Below are 17,234 nucleotides of genomic sequence, written 5' to 3'. Positions count from 1 at the left end.
GACATGCCTAATTTCTTTATTGATCGCCCGATTTTTGCGTGGGTGATCGCCATCATCATCATGTTGGCAGGGGGGCTGGCGATCCTCAAACTGCCGGTGGCGCAATATCCTACGATTGCACCGCCGGCAGTAACGATCTCCGCTTCCTATCCTGGCGCTGATGCAAAAACAGTGCAGGATACTGTTACACAGGTTATCGAACAGAATATGAACGGTATCGATAACCTGATGTACATGTCATCCAATAGTGACTCCACAGGTACTGTGCAGATCACTCTGACCTTTGAGTCTGGTACTGATGCGGATATCGCGCAGGTTCAGGTGCAGAACAAACTGCAACTGGCAATGCCGTTACTGCCGCAGGAAGTACAGCAGCAAGGGGTGAGTGTTGAGAAATCTTCCAGTAGCTTCCTGATGGTTGTCGGCGTTATCAACACCGACGGCACCATGACGCAGGAGGATATCTCTGACTACGTAGCGGCAAATATGAAAGATGCCATCAGCCGTACATCGGGCGTCGGTGACGTTCAGTTGTTCGGTTCCCAGTACGCGATGCGTATCTGGATGAACCCGAATGAACTGAACAAATACCAGTTAACGCCGGTTGATGTTATTACCGCAATCAAAGCACAGAACGCCCAGGTAGCTGCCGGTCAGCTCGGTGGTACGCCGCCGGTTAAAGGCCAGCAGCTTAACGCCTCTATTATTGCTCAGACGCGTCTGACCTCCACTGAAGAGTTCGGCAAAATTCTGCTGAAAGTGAATCAGGATGGTTCCCGCGTACTGCTGCGTGATGTGGCGAAAATTGAGCTGGGTGGTGAAAACTACGACATCATCGCGGAATTTAACGGACAACCGGCTTCTGGTCTGGGTATCAAGCTGGCGACCGGTGCAAACGCGCTGGATACCGCCTCAGCAATCCGGGCTGAACTGGCGAAGATGGAGCCGTTTTTCCCGTCGGGTCTGAAAATCGTTTATCCATACGACACTACGCCGTTCGTGAAAATCTCCATTCACGAAGTAGTGAAAACCCTGGTCGAAGCAATCATCCTCGTGTTCCTGGTAATGTATCTGTTCTTGCAGAACTTCCGCGCGACGTTGATTCCGACCATTGCTGTACCGGTGGTATTGCTGGGAACATTTGCCGTCCTTGCTGCCTTTGGTTTCTCGATAAACACGCTAACAATGTTCGGGATGGTGCTCGCTATCGGCCTGTTGGTGGATGACGCCATCGTTGTGGTAGAAAACGTTGAACGTGTGATGGCAGAAGAAGGTCTGCCGCCGAAAGAAGCCACTCGTAAGTCAATGGGGCAGATTCAGGGCGCACTGGTTGGTATCGCGATGGTGCTGTCGGCTGTATTTATACCGATGGCCTTCTTTGGCGGCTCAACTGGTGCAATCTATCGTCAGTTCTCCATTACCATTGTTTCCGCAATGGCATTGTCAGTACTGGTGGCGTTGATCCTGACTCCGGCGCTTTGTGCGACCATGCTAAAACCTATCGCTAAAGGCGATCATGGGGAAGGTAAAAAAGGCTTCTTCGGCTGGTTTAACCGCATGTTCGAAAAGAGCACGCACCACTATACCGACAGCGTAGGCGGTATTCTGCGCAGTACGGGGCGTTACCTGGTGCTGTATCTGATCATTGTTGTCGGCATGGCCTATCTGTTCGTGCGTCTGCCAAGCTCCTTCTTGCCAGATGAAGACCAGGGCGTGTTTATGACCATGGTCCAACTGCCTGCAGGTGCAACACAAGAACGCACGCAAAAAGTGCTCAACGAGGTGACGAATTACTACCTGACCAAAGAAAAGAACAACGTTGAATCGGTGTTCGCCGTTAACGGCTTCGGCTTTGCGGGACGTGGTCAGAACACGGGTATTGCGTTCGTTTCGTTGAAGGACTGGGCTGACCGTCCGGGTGATGAGAACAAAGTTGAAGCGATTACCACGCGTGCAACGCGTGCCTTCTCGCAAATTAAAGATGCGATGGTGTTCGCCTTTAACCTGCCAGCGATTGTGGAACTGGGTACGGCAACCGGCTTTGACTTTGAGCTGATTGACCAGGCGGGCCTCGGCCACGAAAAACTGACCCAGGCACGTAACCAGTTGCTGGGCGAAGCAGCGAAGCACCCTGATCTGCTGACCAGCGTGCGTCCGAACGGCCTGGAAGATACGCCGCAGTTTAAGATTGATATCGACCAGGAAAAAGCTCAGGCACTGGGTGTTTCTATTAACGACATTAACACCACCCTGGGGGCTGCATGGGGCGGCAGCTACGTGAACGACTTTATCGACCGCGGTCGTGTGAAGAAAGTTTACGTAATGTCAGAAGCGAAATACCGCATGCTGCCGGAAGATATCGGTAACTGGTATGTTCGTGCTGCTGATGGTCAGATGGTGCCATTCTCGGCGTTCTCCTCTTCACATTGGGAATACGGTTCGCCGCGTCTGGAACGTTACAACGGTCTGCCATCCATGGAGATCTTAGGTCAGGCGGCACCGGGTAAGAGTACCGGTGAAGCGATGGCGCTGATGGAACAACTGGCGAGTAAGCTGCCTACGGGGGTTGGCTACGACTGGACGGGGATGTCCTATCAGGAACGCCTCTCCGGTAACCAGGCACCTTCGCTGTACGCGATTTCGTTGATTGTCGTGTTCCTGTGTCTGGCGGCACTGTATGAGAGCTGGTCAATTCCGTTCTCCGTTATGCTGGTTGTTCCACTGGGGGTTATCGGTGCATTGCTGGCAGCCACCTTCCGTGGCTTAACCAACGACGTTTACTTCCAGGTGGGCCTGCTCACAACCATTGGGTTGTCAGCGAAGAACGCGATACTTATCGTCGAATTCGCCAAAGACTTGATGGATAAAGAAGGTAAAGGTCTGATTGAAGCTACTCTGGATGCGGTGCGAATGCGTTTACGTCCGATCCTGATGACTTCACTGGCGTTTATCCTCGGTGTTATGCCGCTGGTTATCAGTACTGGTGCTGGTTCCGGCGCACAGAACGCAGTTGGTACTGGTGTAATGGGCGGCATGGTGACCGCAACGGTACTGGCGATCTTCTTCGTTCCGGTGTTCTTTGTGGTGGTTCGCCGCCGCTTTAGCCGTAAGAATGAAGATATCGAACACAACCATACTGTCGATCATCATTGATAAAACTCGTAATCACTAAGGCCGCGCAAGCGGCCTTTTTAATACGTATAATCTTAAAGTCACAATGTTTACAGTTAAGGTTTCAAACGGAGGGTAGTTTTAACGCGGCATAAAATTCATAAAAAATGCCTATTGTTAGTTAATTTATATTAAGTCGCGCTAATAGGTATAATAACCCATAGACATCTAGAGGCTATTCTTAATTATTTGCGGCAATTCTTTATTTATTCATGTCAATTACATCATAATCAGAGCAATCCTGGGTATTAGTGTGACAAATTCCCATACCATTTTATCAGCCGCGATGCGAGAATCCTGATTACGTTATGAATAGCATCAAACTAACTGCTTTAGGCTTTACGTAGTTGGTGCCAGGATGAAGAAGTAAGCCTTTTCCCTCTCCTCCTCCTAATTGTAATTTTTCGTAATAATGCGATGAAAACCTTCAAAGAGTGGATTATAGTTAATCTAACAAATGTGAGGGCAAGTCCAGGTCAGTAAGTTTTCCCATCCCGAAAGGTGTCCGTTAGTTCAATCGCTAAGAAGGGGACGCGTTATGGATGAATACTCACCAAAAAGACATGATATTGCACAGCTTAAGTTTCTTTGCGAAACCCTGTATCATGACTGTCTTGCAAACCTTGAAGAAAGCAATCATGGTTGGGTTAACGACCCTACCTCGGCTATCAATCTGCAACTTAATGAACTCATTGAGCATATTGCAACCTTCGCGCTTAATTACAAAATTAAGTATAATGAAGACAATAAGCTCATTGAGCAGATAGATGAATATCTGGACGACACCTTTATGTTGTTCAGTAGTTATGGTATTAATATGCAGGATCTCCAGAAATGGCGGAAGTCAGGTAACCGACTGTTCCGTTGTTTCGTGAATGCCACGAAAGAGAATCCTGCAAGTTTATCTTGTTCGAATTATTACAACCATGGGTAGAAGTATGTCCGATAAACCTTTAACAAAAACCGATTATTTGATGCGTTTGCGTCGTTGTCAGACAATTGACACGCTGGAACGTGTTATCGAGAAAAATAAATACGAACTATCAGATAATGAACTGGCGGTATTTTACTCAGCCGCAGATCACCGCCTTGCAGAATTGACCATGAATAAGCTTTACGACAAGATCCCTTCCTCGGTGTGGAAATTTATTCGATAACTCAATTAGTATAAAATCAGGCTATAACAGTCTGTTTATTAAGTATATTCTATTTTTTCCATGAAGGCATTCCTCATGTGATCTCCATCACACAGAAGTAACGGGAACGTTCTCTTCATTGGCTTTTTGCATTACTGTGTTGCCGCATTTTCAGCAACCAGGATGTTTGTAATGAGCACAGAAAAAGAAAAGATGATTGCTGGTGAGTTGTATTGCTCGGCAGATGAGACTTTATCTCGCGATCGCCTGCGCGCTCGTCAGCTTATTCACCAATACAACCATTCCGCGCCGGAAGATCAATCACTACGCCAACAAATTCTCACCGATTTACTCGGCCAGGTTGCGGATGCGTATATTGAGCCTTCCTTTCGTTGCGACTATGGCTATAACATTTTCCTCGGTAAAGGGTTTTACGCAAACTTCGATTGCGTAATGCTTGATGTCTGCCCTATTCGTATTGGCGATAATTGCATTCTGGCTCCGGGCGTTCATATTTATACCGCTACACACCCTGTCGATCCTGTAGAACGTAATGCTGGTGGTGAACTGGGGAAACCGGTGACTATCGGTAATAACGTCTGGATTGGGGGGCGTGCCATCATTAACCCGGGCGTTACCATTGGCGATAACGTCGTAGTGGCATCAGGTGCGGTCGTCACAAAAGATATCCCGGACAACGTCGTCGTGGGCGGCAACCCAGCCAGAATCATTAAAAAGTTGTAACTACAATTTGCAACTGTTATGCAAAATTGTGGCAAATCTGTTACTTTCTTCATATCATTCCCACGTTAAAATAGGGTGTTCACTGGAAAGTTGCAGATACCACGAAGGCAAAAGATGACTGAAATACAACGCCTGCTAACCGAAACGATTGATTCTCTGAATACGCGCGAAAAACGCGACAACAAACCCCGCTTTAGTATCAGTTTTATCCGCAAACATCCGGGGCTGTTTATCGGCATGTATGTTGCTTTTTTTGCCACACTGGCGGTAATGTTGCAGTCCCAAACGCTGTCAGATTCAGTCTGGCTACTGGTTGTGTTATTCATCCTGCTTAACGGTTTCTTCTTTTTCGATGTCTACCCACGCTACCGCTATGAAGATATCGACGTGCTCGATTTTCGGGTTTGCTATAACGGCGAATGGTATAACACGCGATTTGTCCCTGCTGCGCTGGTTGAAGCCATACTGAACTCGCCGCGTGTCGCGAATATCCACAAAGAACAACTGCAAAAAATGATCGCCCGTAAAGGTGAACTGTCTTTTTACGATATATTCACCCTCACCCGCACCGAAGTAACATCTTAAGTTAGGTTTTCCCACCAGGCGTAAACCTCTACGCCTGGTCAATTGACAACGATCGTTGCCACCTGTCACTGCATGAAATCCCCGTCCTAACCACTGATCTCTTGCCAGCCTTTTTTCACGATCAGATATACTTTCCCTACACTGTGTTAATAAGGACATGCTGGTGAGAACACGACATCTGGTCAGCCTGATTTCAGGTGTACTTATACTTTCAGTACTGCTGCCTGTTGGCTTAAGCGTCTGGTTGGCCCATCAGCAGGTAGAAGCGTCATTTATTGAGGAGTTGAATACCTATTCTTCCCGTGTCGCTATTCGAGCCAATAAAGTGGCGATGCAAGGAAAAGATGCGCTGCAAGAGCTGGAAAGATGGCAAGGTGGAGCCTGTAGTGAAGAACATCTCATGGAAATGCGCCGGGTTTCATACAGCTATCGCTATATTCAGGAAGTGGTCTATATCGATAACAACATTCCCCAGTGCTCTTCTCTGGAACACGAAAGCCCACCGGATACCTTCCCGGAGCCGGGGAGGATTTCAAAAGAGGGTTATCGTGTCTGGTTAACCTCGCACAACGACTTAGGTATCACCCGTTACATGGTTGCTATGGGAACCGCACATTACGTAGTAATGATCGATCCTGCCTCCTTTATCGACGTAATTCCTTATAGCTCATGGCAAATTGATGCCGCCATTATTGGCAATGCCCATAATACTGTCATAACCAGCAGCGATGAAATTGCCCGGGGCATTATTACCCAACTACAAAAAACGCCCGGTGAGCATATCGAAAATAATGGAATTATTTACGACATCCAGCCCCTCCCGGAGATGAATATTTCCATCATCACCTGGGCTCCAACGAAAATGTTGCAAACAAGCTGGTATCGGCAGGTCTTTATTTGGTTACCTGTTGGGTTATTAATTGGTCTGCTGGCAGCGATATTTGTGCTTCGTATTTTGCGCCGCCTCCAGTCACCGCATCACCGACTGCAAGATGCCATCGAAAACCGTGATATTTGCGTACATTATCAGCCGATTGTCTCCTTAGCCAATGGCAAAATTGTCGGTGCCGAAGCACTGGCACGTTGGCCACAGACGGACGGTAGCTGGTTGTCACCGGATAGTTTCATCCCGCTGGCACAGCAAACGGGTCTTTCTGAACCACTGACGCTGCTGATTATAAGAAACGTATTTGAAGATATGGGCGACTGGCTGCGACAACACCAGAACCAGCATATTTCAATCAATCTGGAATCTACTGTGCTCACATCGGAAAAAATTCCGCAACTCCTGGGGAAAATGATCAACCACTACCAGGTTAACCCTAAACAGATCGCGCTTGAACTCACAGAGCGCGAGTTTGCCGATCCGAAAACCAGCGCTCCGATCATTTCTCGCTACCGGGAAGCCGGTCATGATATTTATCTGGATGATTTCGGTACTGGTTATTCGAGCTTAAGTTATTTGCAGGATCTGGATGTCGATATTCTGAAAATAGATAAATCCTTCGTTGACGCACTGGAATATAAAAATGTCACCCCGCATATCATCGAAATGGCAAAAACGCTGAAGCTGAAAATGGTGGCGGAAGGCATCGAAACCAGCAAACAGGAAGAGTGGCTACGCCAGCATGGTGTGCACTACGGTCAGGGCTGGTTGTACAGCAAAGCTTTGCCAAAAGAAGATTTCATTATCTGGGCAAAACAGCATCTCTGAATTAGGGGCTGGCGGCACGCCGCACAGCCCGTCACGCTACTCGTCGATGATTGACTCGAACCCACCGTAAATCATCCGTTTGCCATCAAACGGCATTGATTCACCGAACTCTTTCATCCGTGGGTCAGACATCATTTTTTGATTGGCAGCGTCGCGGACCTCTTTTGAAGGATATTCAATCCAGCTAAACACCACTTCCTCATTCTCTTCCGCTTTCACTGCCATGCGAAAATCGGTCACTTTGCCGTTTGGCACATCGCTGGCCCAACATTCGACAATGCGAAGCGCGCCAAACTCTTTAAACAGTGGCGCGGCCTTTGCGGCCATTTCCCGGTAGGCATCCTTATTTTCGGCAGGAACAGCAACAACAAACCCATCAACATACTTCATCAGAAACTCCTCCGAAGCGTACTGCGCAGTCAGGCAATTCCTGCAGCGTCAGTCGTGATTAAAGTTTAGCCACATTGAGATTTTTTGACGAAACGGCGGGGAAACAGAAATGGGTGGGGGCCCTGCCAGCTACATCCCGGCACACGCGTCATCTGCCTTGGCTGCTTCCTTCCGGACCTGACCTGGTAAACAGAGTAGCGTTGCGGGAGAACCAACAGAGCCCCCATTGAGAGCGTTGAGAACCAACGCGCAGGCGCATTATCACTGCTGCCCCTGCTAATTGCAACCCATTGCGTGCCAGATGCTGCTTTCTTGCGCAATGCGGCTTCACTCAGGCGTTTTTCCAGATTATGCTGAAAAATTACCTCAGGAAGAAAAGATGGAAAAAGAAGATTCATTTCCCCAACGCGTCTGGCAAATCGTAGCCGCTATTCCCGAAGGCTATGTCACCACCTACGGTGATGTCGCAAAACTGGCAGGATCACCCCGCGCCGCGCGCCAGGTAGGCGCTGTGTTAAAGCGCCTACCCGAAGGCAGCACCTTGCCCTGGCACCGGGTGGTTAATCGCCATGGCACAATTTCGTTAACCGGCCCAGATTTACAGCGTCAGCGGCAGGCGTTGCTGGCAGAAGGTGTGATGGTGTCGGGAAGCGGGCAAATCGACTTGCAGCGTTATCGCTGGATTTATTAACCCTCTCCGGACGGAAAGGGTTAATGGCGCTTAGTATTGCGTAGGTGCTGGAACTGCCGAAGACGGATTCACTTGTGTCGGGGAAGTCGACGGTACAGTGGTTGTTGCGCCACCGCTGGCCTGAACCGGCACGGCGGTTTGCTGAACCGGCACTAATGTCAGGTCAGCTTTGGTTCCGCCCTGATTGATCACCGGTTGAACGGTATCGGTGATAAACACCAGTTTGTCGTTGACGGTAACCGCCGCACTCAACAGGATACGCGCATTCGGCTGAACGTCTGCCGGGTTAAATGGCAGAACAAAACTGAACGGTGACTGTTTACCTTCGGTACGTACTGCTTTCTGCGCCAGAACTTTAGAAGGCGCATCCGCTAACGACGCGTCAGAAAGTGTCACGGTCAGCACGGCGTCAGGCGGCAGTGCGACTTTCTGACGGATCCAGACCGTACCGGAAACATTCGGTTGTTGTATAGCAGGTTGCTGTGTCGCTGCAATAGACGTATTTGCAGCCGGTGCTGGCGTCTGGATATCCGCGCTTTTATCCGCGCAAGCCGCCAACGCAATCGCAACCGCTAAACCACTGGCCATGTGCACGAGTTTCATTCACTTCTCCTTATTATCAATGCACCAGCGGGCTAACTTTCCTCGCCGGAAGAGTGGTTAACAAAATAGTAACGTCAATAAGTGTGGCACATGTCACGTATTAACGCCTGCATTTAGCCAGTAATTCAGACCATTGCACCCATCGGACCAGTAACAAAATTGCGTTATACTCAACTCACTTTGGCTTGCTGCGGCAGCTTTGTTACTGGAGAGTTAATATGAGTCAGGCCTTAAAAAATTTACTGACATTGTTGAATCTGGAAAAAATTGAGGAAGGACTCTTTCGCGGCCAGAGTGAAGATTTAGGTTTACGCCAGGTGTTTGGTGGCCAGGTCGTGGGTCAGGCGCTGTATGCTGCAAAAGAGACAGTTCCCGAAGAGCGTCTGGTGCATTCGTTCCACAGCTACTTTCTTCGCCCTGGCGACAGTAAAAAGCCGATTATTTACGATGTCGAAACGCTGCGCGACGGCAACAGTTTCAGCGCCCGTCGTGTGGCTGCTATTCAAAACGGCAAACCGATCTTTTATATGACGGCCTCTTTCCAGGCACCGGAAGCGGGTTTCGAACACCAAAAAGAGATGCCTCCAGCCCCTGCGCCTGATGGTCTGCCTTCGGAAACGCAAATCGCCCAGTCGCTGGCCCACTTGTTACCGCCAGTGCTGAAAGATAAATTTATCTGTGATCGTCCGCTGGAAGTCCGTCCGGTGGAGTTTCATAACCCACTGAAAGGCCACGTCGCAGCCCCCCATCGTCAGGTGTGGATCCGCGCGAACGGCAGCGTGCCGGATGATCTGCGCGTTCATCAGTACCTGCTCGGTTATGCCTCTGACCTCAATTTCTTGCCAGTAGCTTTACAGCCGCACGGCATCGGTTTTCTCGAACCGGGGATTCAAATTGCTACCATCGACCATTCCATGTGGTTCCATCGACCGTTTAATTTAAACGAATGGCTGCTGTATAGCGTGGAGAGCACGTCAGCGTCCAGTGCCCGCGGATTTGTGCGTGGTGAGTTTTATACCCAGGACGGCATGCTGATTGCCTCGACCGTTCAGGAAGGGGTAATGCGTAATCACAATTAAAAAACAGCCGGAGGTGAAAACCGTCCGGCTGTCAGATTGTTGGTAACGTGCTTTTGTTGATGCCGGTGGCGGCGTAAACGCCTTATCCGGCCTACCAATTCTTGTAAATTCAATAAATTGTGATTTTTATTGTCGGCCTGATAAGCACAGCGCATCAGGCAAATTTGTATTTGATTGCAGGTTACGCGTTATAGGCATTTTCGCCGTGGCTGTTGACGTCCAGCCCTTCACGTTCCTGTTCTTCCGGTACACGCAGGCCAACCGTCAAATCCGCCAGTTTGTAGCCGATAAACGCCACCACACCAGACCAGACGATCGTAATGGCGATACTTTCCAGTTGTACCAACACCTGATGGCCCATCGTCACACCTTCCGCGAAGCCCACACCGCCCAGCGAACTGGCGGCAAAAATTCCGGTCATGATACAGCCGACAATACCGCAAACGCCGTGTACACCGAAGACATCGCAGGGATCATCCACCCGCAGCAGACGTTTCAACATAGTAACGCCCCACAAGCCTGCCAGACCAGCTACCACGCCGATAATCAACGCGCCGCCAACACCAATGTAACCACAGGCAGGCGTCACGCCGACCAGACCGGCAATCGCACCAGAGCAAGCCCCCAGCAGAGAAGGTTTACCGCGCAGTGCCCATTCACCGAAGATCCAGCCAAGAATTGCCGCCGCCGTTGCTACCACGGTGTTAACAAACGCCAGTGCCGCAATTTCGTTTGCCGTGCCCGCAGACCCGGCGTTAAAACCAAACCACCCGATATAAAGAATGGCAGTTCCGGTAAAGACCATCGGCAGGTTGTGCGGTTTAAACGCCTCTTTGCCAAAGCCCACGCGTTTACCGACCAGATACGCGCCTACCAGACCGGCGATTGCGGCGTTAATGTGCACCACTGTGCCACCGGCAAAATCCAGCGCACCGTGGGAAGCCAGCAAACCGCCTCCCCAGACCATATGCGCAATCGGAATGTAAGAGAGCGTCAACCACACCACCACGAAGATTAACACTGCCGAGAAGCGAATCCTCTCCGCCAGCGCCCCGACGATCAAGCCAACGGTAATACAGGCAAACGATCCCTGAAACGCCACGTGGATATACTGATAGATACTGCCCATTACCGCGGTCAATTCGATATTTTTCAACATTAACCAGTTAATGTTGCCAAAGAAGTTGTTGCCCTCGCCAAACGCCAGTGAGTAGCCGTAAACCACCCAGAGAATACAAACCAATGCAAAGGTCACGGTCACCTGTGTCAGCATCGACAGCACGTTTTTACCGCGAATCAGGCCACCATAAAACAGCGCGATACCCGGAACAGTCATAAACAGCACCAGCGCAGTACAAATCATCATAAACGCATTGTCGGCTTTATCTGCCACCGCAGGAGCAGCCATTACCAGTCCTGGCAGCATCGCCAGTGAAGCAAGCCCAGTTTTTATCGTCGCTATCTTCATTTTTCAGTCCTGTTGCTGTGTGCCAGAGATTACAGCGCCGCTTCGTCGGCTTCGCCGGTACGGATACGAATGACGCGTTGCAATTCAGCGACAAAGATTTTGCCGTCGCCAATTTTTCCGGTGTAAGCCGCCTTGCTGACGATATCGATCACTTCATCGAGTTGATCATCGGCAATCGCCACATCGATTTTTACTTTTGGCAGGAAATTGACGCTGTATTCCGCGCCACGGTACAGCTCAGCATGCCCTTTCTGACGCCCGAAACCTTTCACTTCAGTGACGGTCAGGCCCTGGATGCCAATGGAAGATAACGCTTCACGAACGTCTTCCAGCTTGAATGGTTTGATTATCACGGTCACCAGCTTCATAGATCCCCTCCGGTCAGAATTCGGTAATGGTTCTGCTACACGAAGAAGGTATTGCAAGCGGTGTGCCAGAAATGAAAAACGAGAGGGAAAGCAGGACGCAAAGGTGATTGAAAACAAAAACGCACTATGACAGTGCACAGTGCGTTGCATTTTTGCACCAACGATGAAATTTTGCGCTAATCAGGCGCTCAACGATTCCTCTTCACGTACGCTGGCAGCCAGTTCTTCTCCTGCAAGTTGCAGTTGGTACATCTGCCAGTAACGTCCCTGAGCCGCAAGCAGTTGCTGGTGCGTCCCCTGCTCCACGGCTTGTCCACGATGAAGCACCAGAATGGTGTCGGCATCAACAATGGTCGATAAGCGGTGAGCGATCACCACCAGCGTAGTATGTTCGCGCACCGCCGCCAGGGCGTGCTGAATCGCCTGTTCAGTACCGGAATCAATACTGGCGGTTGCTTCATCAAGGATCAGGATTTGCGGTGTTTCTACCAGCACGCGCGCCAGCGCCAGCAACTGTTTTTGCCCGACTGAGAGATTATTCCCCTGCTCGCCCAACGGCGTATAAATGCCGTCGCTCATGCTGCGCGCCAGCTCTGCCAGTTGCACCGTTTCCAGCGCTTGCCAGACGCGTTCTTCGGAGATATCACGCCCCAGCGTAACGTTCGCCAGGAAGGAATCCGCCAGCACAACCGGATCTTGCTGCACCATTGCCACGCCCTGGCGCAGCGCGCTGTGACTTAGCGAACTTAACGGACGGCCGTCGAGACGAATCTCGCCTTCCGTTAGCGGGTAATAGCCCATCAGCAAACTTGCCAAAGTGCTTTTGCCACTGCCGGTATGCCCGACCAGCGCCACAAAGTTGCGCGAAGGCACAGACAGATTAATGTTTTTCAGTACCAGATTGTCATCACGATAGGCAAACGACACATTATCGACGTCAATGGTGCCGCTCTGTAACGGGCGATCATCATTGCCATATTGCTGGCGCGGCCCGTCCATCAGTTCAAATACACGCTCACCTGCGACAACAGCCTGTTGCAGCATTGCCTGTTGCGTGGTCAGTTCGATTAATGGTTCGTTAAGTCGCCCCAGATAGCTGATAAACGCATACAACACGCCCACTTCAATAGTGCCACTGGCAGAGAAACCAAACAGCATCAACAAACCGCAAAGAATGAGCGATGAAAACAGACTAAGCAGTGGTCGCAGTAAAAAGCCGTCGAGCCGCAGGGTTTGCATTCGCGCCATATAGTGCGAACGGCTGGCCTCCCCCATACGTTCACCAAATCGCGCCTGCTGACGGAACTGCTGGATAACGCTCATGCCATTGATGATTTCGTTAAAACCGTCGTTGATATCCGCCAGATAGGCGCGCACGCGGCGGACAATCGGCGTACTGTAACGCTGGTATATCACCATCACCACCAGCACGACCGGGAAGATCATTATTGCCACCAGCGCCATTCGCCAGTCGAGACTGAACATCGCCACCAGCATCGCACCCACAAGTGCGGCGCTACGCAAAACGGTTGCTACCACGGTAACGTAGAGATCGCGGATCACTTCTGTGTCATTGGTGACGCGGGAAATGACCTGCCCGACCGGCTGGGTATCAAACTCACTTAATGGCTGGCGTAGCGCAGCATCCATCACGTCGGTACGCAACTGTTGTACAACGCCAACCGCCGCCCGGTTAAACAACAACGACTGCGCGTAGTGCAGTCCGGCGGCAAGCAGTTGCAGCCCAACATACGCCACCGCCAGACCAACAACCATCTTCAACGGCAGATTATTTTTCGCCACCATATTGTCGATAAAATAGCTGATGAGCAGCGGCCCACTCACTTCTGCCGCTGCTGCAACCCACATCATCAGAACCGCAATCCCCAGCGGCTTACGCCACGGCGAACCGTATGCTAACAGGCGCTTCAGAGTCGGCCACAGTTGGCTAAAACTACGCATCAACGGCCTCCTCGTGAATTTCAGGGGCATCGTCAAGCGCCGCCTCCAGTTGTTGATAGCGATACATATCGCGATACCAGCCGCTTTGTTGCGCCAGCACATCATGATCGCCGCGTTGAGCGATATGCCCGTGCTGCATCACAATTATTTCACTGGCTTCTGTCAGTGCAGAAAGACGATGGGCGCTGATGATGACCGTTCGCCCCTGTCCCCACTGGCGCAGGTTATGCAGGATCTGGTGCTCTGTGCGTCCGTCCACCGCAGAAAGCGCATCATCCAGAATGAGGATTTCCGCATTCACCAGTAACGCCCGGGCAATGGAGATACGCTGTTTTTGGCCACCGGAAAGCATCACGCCACGTTCGCCCACTTCTGTGTCGTAACCTTGCGGCAGACGAAGAATATCGTCATGCACACTGGCCAAACGCGCTACGTGCTCAATCTCTTGCTGGGTAGCATTCGGGCAACCCAGCGCAATGTTATTCGCCACGGTGTCGGAAAAAAGGAACGGCGTCTGACTGACGACTGCCAGGCGGCTACGCCAACTGTCGAGTTGTAGCTGCGTCAGAGGAATATCATGAAAGCGAATATCCCCCTCGCTGACGTCGAAATGACGCTGAATGAGTGACAGCACGGTACTTTTGCCGGAACCGGTCGGCCCGCAAATGCCCAGCATCTGACCGGGCTTCAATACGAAACTGACGTTTTCCAGCGCAGGATGGTGAGTTTGCGGATAGGTAAACTGGCGAATATTCACATCCAGTTTACCGCGTCCTTCCGGCACACTTTCGCTACCATCTTTGACGACCGGCGCTTCCGCCAGCATCGTTCGAATACGGCTGTACGCCGCGCTGCCGCGTTCCACAATGTTAAACATCCATGCCAGCGCCAGCATCGGCCAGATCATCAGGCCAAGATACATCATAAAACTGGTGAGCTGTCCCAGCGTTAAACTACCCTGCACAACCATCCAGCTTCCCCCACCAATCGCCAGTAAATTCGCCATCCCAATAGCGATATAGATGGTCGGATCGAAACGGGCATCAATACGTGCCACACGCATGTTTTTCTTGCCAGTGTCCTCGGCATCTGCGGCAAATAGCGCCGACTGGCGATCTTCCAGACCAAAGGCTTTAATCATACGGATACTGGTGAGGCTCTCCTGGGTGCGGTCGTTGAGGCTGGAAAACGCCGCCTGCGCCAGCTTAAAACGCTCATGTAAAGCGTCGCCATTACGTTTGATCATGATCGCCATCACCGGCATCGGCAGCAGCGCTATTAAGGTCAACTGCCAGCTAATTTGCGTTGACATCATAATCAGCACCGCGCAGCCCATCACCAGCGAATCCACCAGCGTCAGCACCCCTTCCCCGGCAGCAAATACCACGCGATCAACGTCATTCGTCGCGCGGGCCATTAAGTCCCCCGTCCGGTGACGCAGGTAAAATTCTGGATGCTGGCGGCTTAACTGGCGGTAATAATCTTCACGCAGTTCAACAGCCAGTTGATAAGACGCACCGAACAACAGTACACGCCAGACATAACGCAGTAGATAAACCACGACTGCAATCAGCACCATAGTGGCGATCCACATCAGGATCTGTCCGGTCGTAAAGTGTTGTTCCGTCACGCCATCGACCACAATCCCGACTACTTTCGGCGGAACCAGTTGCAGCATCGCGATAATGACAAGCAAGGCCACAGCCCCGAGATAGCGACGCCATTCCCGACGGAAATACCAGCTTAGTTGAGCAAATAATCGCACGCGTTGTGTCCTGACCTGATTTTGGATATTTATTCGATGGGTAAAGAAGTGGTGTATTTAATCTGTTCCATCGCGAAACTGGAAGTAACGTCCGACAGCCCTGGCACGCTGTTTACCAGACGCTTATAAAACTCGTCGTAGCGTTTCATGTCGGCAACCTGGACACGCATCAGATAATCGTATTCACCGGCCATGCGCCAGAACCCCAGCACTTCTGGCATTTCCGTTACCACCGTGACAAAGCGGCAATACCATTCGCTGCTGTGATGTTGCGTTTTAATCAGTACAAAAGCGGTCAGCCCGAGGCCAATTTTTTCCGGGTCCAGTAAGGCAACTTTGCCGATAAGGATACCGTCATCCTCCAGCCGTTTCAGACGCTTCCAGCAAGGCGTGGTTGTCAGATTAACGGCTTCTGCCAGAGCCTGCAAAGAGAGGGTACAATCCTGCTGTAGCAAGGCCAGCAGTTTACGATCAATTTTATCTAACATAGCCCACCCACAGAGAATTATTTTCTCTTTTCATTCTATTTTAAAGGTCAAATACCGACAATTTATTCTGTGCGGTTTAAACGCCACTGCACAAAATGACAAATTCAAAGCAAAAAAAAACCGGGCTATTGCCCGGCGCTGGAAGGGATCTCGTTATTCGGGGGAATAAGGTAGATGTGGATTGTCCAGCCAGTGCGTCAAATAGTGAGAGACAGCCTGATTTCGGCAGTGTCCAATCACCGGTAAATGGGGGAGTTCCGCGCGAAGTTGCGGCATCGCATTGCCCATAATAAAGCCGCTGCCGACGCTGCCTAACATTTCACGATCGTTCATCGCATCGCCAAAGGCCATGCAGTCGCGCAGCGAAAAACCTAAATATTGGGTCAGCACCACCAGCGCTGCGCCTTTATTGCACCCCACCGGCAGTACTTCCAGGCAATTAATCGCGGAAAAACACAAATGTGCCCGCTCGCCTAATGCTTCCTGTAGTTGGATCTGCAAGCGCGTAAGATCGTCATGATCGCCACAGAAACAGACCTTGGTGACGCGGTCGAGAGGCATTTTTTTGACATTGATAATCTGATAACGAAACTTGCTATAGACAAATGCCTGCAACAACGCCGGAATTTCGCGTTCGGTAAACCAGCCATCATCATTGAAGATATGCATGCTGGCCTGGGTATCCCACTTCTGATAGAGCACCCGTTCCGCCACATCTGCAGGTAAATCATCACGATGTAACAATTCACCTTCCAGAGAATGCACGCGCGTACCGTTGCCGGTAATCAAATACGCATCCAGCGATAGCGCCCCGAGAATGTGCTGCATCTCCAACGCATGGCGACCCGTAGCAAAAGTAAGGGTGATATCGCGTTCACGCAGGCGCGCCAGAGTAGAGAGGGTTTTCTCACCTAAGTGGTGGTCAGGCATCAATAAAGTGCCGTCCATATCAAATGCTGCCAGACGAGCCATTTCTTTCTCCACTCTGTGACAGGGTTAATGGTGATTGAGTATCACCTGATATATACGGAAGTAATAGTGAATAGTTAAATAATATTGTTCCGGGTTTA

Annotated in this window: 16 protein-coding genes and 1 other RNA gene; 8 read left to right on the top strand and 9 right to left on the bottom strand. The window is 50.6% G+C overall.

The annotated features are described in order from the left end of the window. The first annotated feature begins 3 nt into the window (after positions 1 to 3). The 6 genes from acrB to A9587_RS05045 all read left to right on the top strand — a co-directional run bounded on the left by acrB (position 4) and on the right by A9587_RS05045 (position 7,350). A complete protein-coding gene (gene acrB / locus A9587_RS05070) occupies positions 4 to 3,153 on the top strand; it encodes an efflux RND transporter permease AcrB (protein WP_001132495.1) in 3,150 nt (1,049 codons plus the stop codon). 556 nt (positions 3,154 to 3,709) lie between these two features. Continuing rightward, on the top strand, positions 3,710 to 4,105 hold the full coding sequence (gene tomB, locus A9587_RS05065) for an Hha toxicity modulator TomB (protein WP_000344801.1): 396 nt from the start codon (positions 3,710 to 3,712) through the stop codon (positions 4,103 to 4,105). 4 nt (positions 4,106 to 4,109) lie between these two features. Next, entirely contained in the window at positions 4,110 to 4,328 is a 219-nt protein-coding gene (locus A9587_RS05060) for an HHA domain-containing protein (RefSeq protein WP_001280991.1), read from the top strand. Between the two features lie 171 nt (positions 4,329 to 4,499). Continuing rightward, the gene (gene maa, locus A9587_RS05055; protein ID WP_000102537.1) at positions 4,500 to 5,051 is read left to right on the top strand and encodes a maltose O-acetyltransferase; all 552 of its coding nucleotides are present in this window, start codon (positions 4,500 to 4,502) and stop codon (positions 5,049 to 5,051) included. 114 nt (positions 5,052 to 5,165) lie between these two features. Next, complete coding sequence (locus tag A9587_RS05050; RefSeq protein ID WP_001515897.1) at positions 5,166 to 5,636, top strand: YlaC family protein; 471 nt, start codon at positions 5,166 to 5,168, stop codon at positions 5,634 to 5,636. A 163-nt stretch (positions 5,637 to 5,799) separates the two neighbouring features. Beyond that, positions 5,800 to 7,350: an EAL domain-containing protein gene (locus A9587_RS05045; RefSeq protein ID WP_105263333.1), complete on the top strand. Its 1,551-nt coding sequence runs from the start codon at positions 5,800 to 5,802 to the stop codon at positions 7,348 to 7,350. 36 nt (positions 7,351 to 7,386) lie between these two features. Here the strand turns inward: A9587_RS05045 and A9587_RS05040 are convergent, their stop codons facing one another. Both A9587_RS05040 and ffs read right to left on the bottom strand, forming a co-directional pair. Next, the gene (locus A9587_RS05040) at positions 7,387 to 7,740 is read right to left on the bottom strand and encodes a DUF1428 domain-containing protein (protein WP_000878149.1); all 354 of its coding nucleotides are present in this window, start codon (positions 7,738 to 7,740) and stop codon (positions 7,387 to 7,389) included. A gap of 120 nt (positions 7,741 to 7,860) precedes the next feature. Continuing rightward, positions 7,861 to 7,957, bottom strand: an RNA gene (ffs, locus tag A9587_RS05035) — signal recognition particle sRNA small type. A gap of 162 nt (positions 7,958 to 8,119) precedes the next feature. Here ffs and A9587_RS05030 point away from each other — a divergent pair. Further along, on the top strand, positions 8,120 to 8,431 hold the full coding sequence (locus A9587_RS05030; protein ID WP_000409903.1) for an MGMT family protein: 312 nt from the start codon (positions 8,120 to 8,122) through the stop codon (positions 8,429 to 8,431). A 30-nt stretch (positions 8,432 to 8,461) separates the two neighbouring features. Here the strand turns inward: A9587_RS05030 and A9587_RS05025 are convergent, their stop codons facing one another. Beyond that, the gene (locus A9587_RS05025) at positions 8,462 to 9,034 is read right to left on the bottom strand and encodes a YbaY family lipoprotein (RefSeq protein WP_000779815.1); all 573 of its coding nucleotides are present in this window, start codon (positions 9,032 to 9,034) and stop codon (positions 8,462 to 8,464) included. 218 nt (positions 9,035 to 9,252) lie between these two features. Between A9587_RS05025 and tesB the strand changes: the two genes are divergently transcribed. Further along, positions 9,253 to 10,113, top strand: a complete 861-nt coding sequence (gene tesB, locus A9587_RS05020; protein WP_000075873.1) for an acyl-CoA thioesterase II — start codon at positions 9,253 to 9,255, stop codon at positions 10,111 to 10,113. A gap of 181 nt (positions 10,114 to 10,294) precedes the next feature. Here the strand turns inward: tesB and amtB are convergent, their stop codons facing one another. The 6 genes from amtB to cof all read right to left on the bottom strand — a co-directional run bounded on the left by amtB (position 10,295) and on the right by cof (position 17,136). Next, complete coding sequence (gene amtB / locus A9587_RS05015; protein ID WP_000685045.1) at positions 10,295 to 11,581, bottom strand: ammonium transporter AmtB; 1,287 nt, start codon at positions 11,579 to 11,581, stop codon at positions 10,295 to 10,297. Positions 11,582 to 11,610: 29 nt separating this feature from the next. Beyond that, positions 11,611 to 11,949 carry a P-II family nitrogen regulator gene (gene glnK, locus A9587_RS05010; RefSeq protein WP_000780338.1) on the bottom strand — a complete coding sequence of 113 codons (339 nt, stop codon included), beginning with the start codon at positions 11,947 to 11,949 and terminating at the stop codon, positions 11,611 to 11,613. 180 nt (positions 11,950 to 12,129) lie between these two features. Next, positions 12,130 to 13,911 carry a SmdB family multidrug efflux ABC transporter permease/ATP-binding protein gene (locus A9587_RS05005; protein ID WP_001256183.1) on the bottom strand — a complete coding sequence of 594 codons (1,782 nt, stop codon included), beginning with the start codon at positions 13,909 to 13,911 and terminating at the stop codon, positions 12,130 to 12,132. After that, positions 13,904 to 15,676, bottom strand: a complete 1,773-nt coding sequence (locus tag A9587_RS05000) for a SmdA family multidrug ABC transporter permease/ATP-binding protein (protein WP_001515893.1) — start codon at positions 15,674 to 15,676, stop codon at positions 13,904 to 13,906. Before A9587_RS05000 ends, A9587_RS05005 begins: the two co-directional genes overlap by 8 nt. Before the next feature lie 29 nt (positions 15,677 to 15,705). Then, positions 15,706 to 16,164: a DNA-binding transcriptional regulator DecR gene (gene decR, locus A9587_RS04995; RefSeq protein WP_000884589.1), complete on the bottom strand. Its 459-nt coding sequence runs from the start codon at positions 16,162 to 16,164 to the stop codon at positions 15,706 to 15,708. Positions 16,165 to 16,317: 153 nt separating this feature from the next. Beyond that, a complete protein-coding gene (gene cof, locus A9587_RS04990; RefSeq protein ID WP_001515892.1) occupies positions 16,318 to 17,136 on the bottom strand; it encodes an HMP-PP phosphatase in 819 nt (272 codons plus the stop codon). Between the last annotated feature and the right edge of the window lie 98 nt (positions 17,137 to 17,234).

Origin of the sequence: Escherichia sp. MOD1-EC6162, assembly GCF_002965125.1 — a bacterium.
GTDB classification, from domain to species: domain Bacteria; phylum Pseudomonadota; class Gammaproteobacteria; order Enterobacterales; family Enterobacteriaceae; genus Escherichia; species Escherichia marmotae.
The sequence above is the reverse complement of the archived record's forward strand: the minus strand, read 5'-3'. Positions and strand labels throughout refer to the sequence as shown.

Bases quoted from the DNA above. Each gene is read 5' to 3' on its own strand.
- decR (WP_000884589.1), bottom strand. From the start codon at position 16,164: ATGTTAGATAAAATTGATCGTAAACTGCTGGCCTTGCTACAGCAGGAT.
- acrB (WP_001132495.1), top strand. From the start codon at position 4: ATGCCTAATTTCTTTATTGATCGCCCGATTTTTGCGTGGGTGATCGCC.
- A9587_RS05060 (WP_001280991.1), top strand. From the start codon at position 4,110: ATGTCCGATAAACCTTTAACAAAAACCGATTATTTGATGCGTTTGCGT.
- A9587_RS05030 (WP_000409903.1), top strand. From the start codon at position 8,120: ATGGAAAAAGAAGATTCATTTCCCCAACGCGTCTGGCAAATCGTAGCC.
- A9587_RS05040 (WP_000878149.1), bottom strand. From the start codon at position 7,740: ATGAAGTATGTTGATGGGTTTGTTGTTGCTGTTCCTGCCGAAAATAAG.
- tomB (WP_000344801.1), top strand. From the start codon at position 3,710: ATGGATGAATACTCACCAAAAAGACATGATATTGCACAGCTTAAGTTT.
- amtB (WP_000685045.1), bottom strand. From the start codon at position 11,581: ATGAAGATAGCGACGATAAAAACTGGGCTTGCTTCACTGGCGATGCTG.
- A9587_RS05005 (WP_001256183.1), bottom strand. From the start codon at position 13,911: ATGCGTAGTTTTAGCCAACTGTGGCCGACTCTGAAGCGCCTGTTAGCA.
- maa (WP_000102537.1), top strand. From the start codon at position 4,500: ATGAGCACAGAAAAAGAAAAGATGATTGCTGGTGAGTTGTATTGCTCG.
- A9587_RS05050 (WP_001515897.1), top strand. From the start codon at position 5,166: ATGACTGAAATACAACGCCTGCTAACCGAAACGATTGATTCTCTGAAT.
- A9587_RS05025 (WP_000779815.1), bottom strand. From the start codon at position 9,034: ATGAAACTCGTGCACATGGCCAGTGGTTTAGCGGTTGCGATTGCGTTG.
- glnK (WP_000780338.1), bottom strand. From the start codon at position 11,949: ATGAAGCTGGTGACCGTGATAATCAAACCATTCAAGCTGGAAGACGTT.
- tesB (WP_000075873.1), top strand. From the start codon at position 9,253: ATGAGTCAGGCCTTAAAAAATTTACTGACATTGTTGAATCTGGAAAAA.
- cof (WP_001515892.1), bottom strand. From the start codon at position 17,136: ATGGCTCGTCTGGCAGCATTTGATATGGACGGCACTTTATTGATGCCT.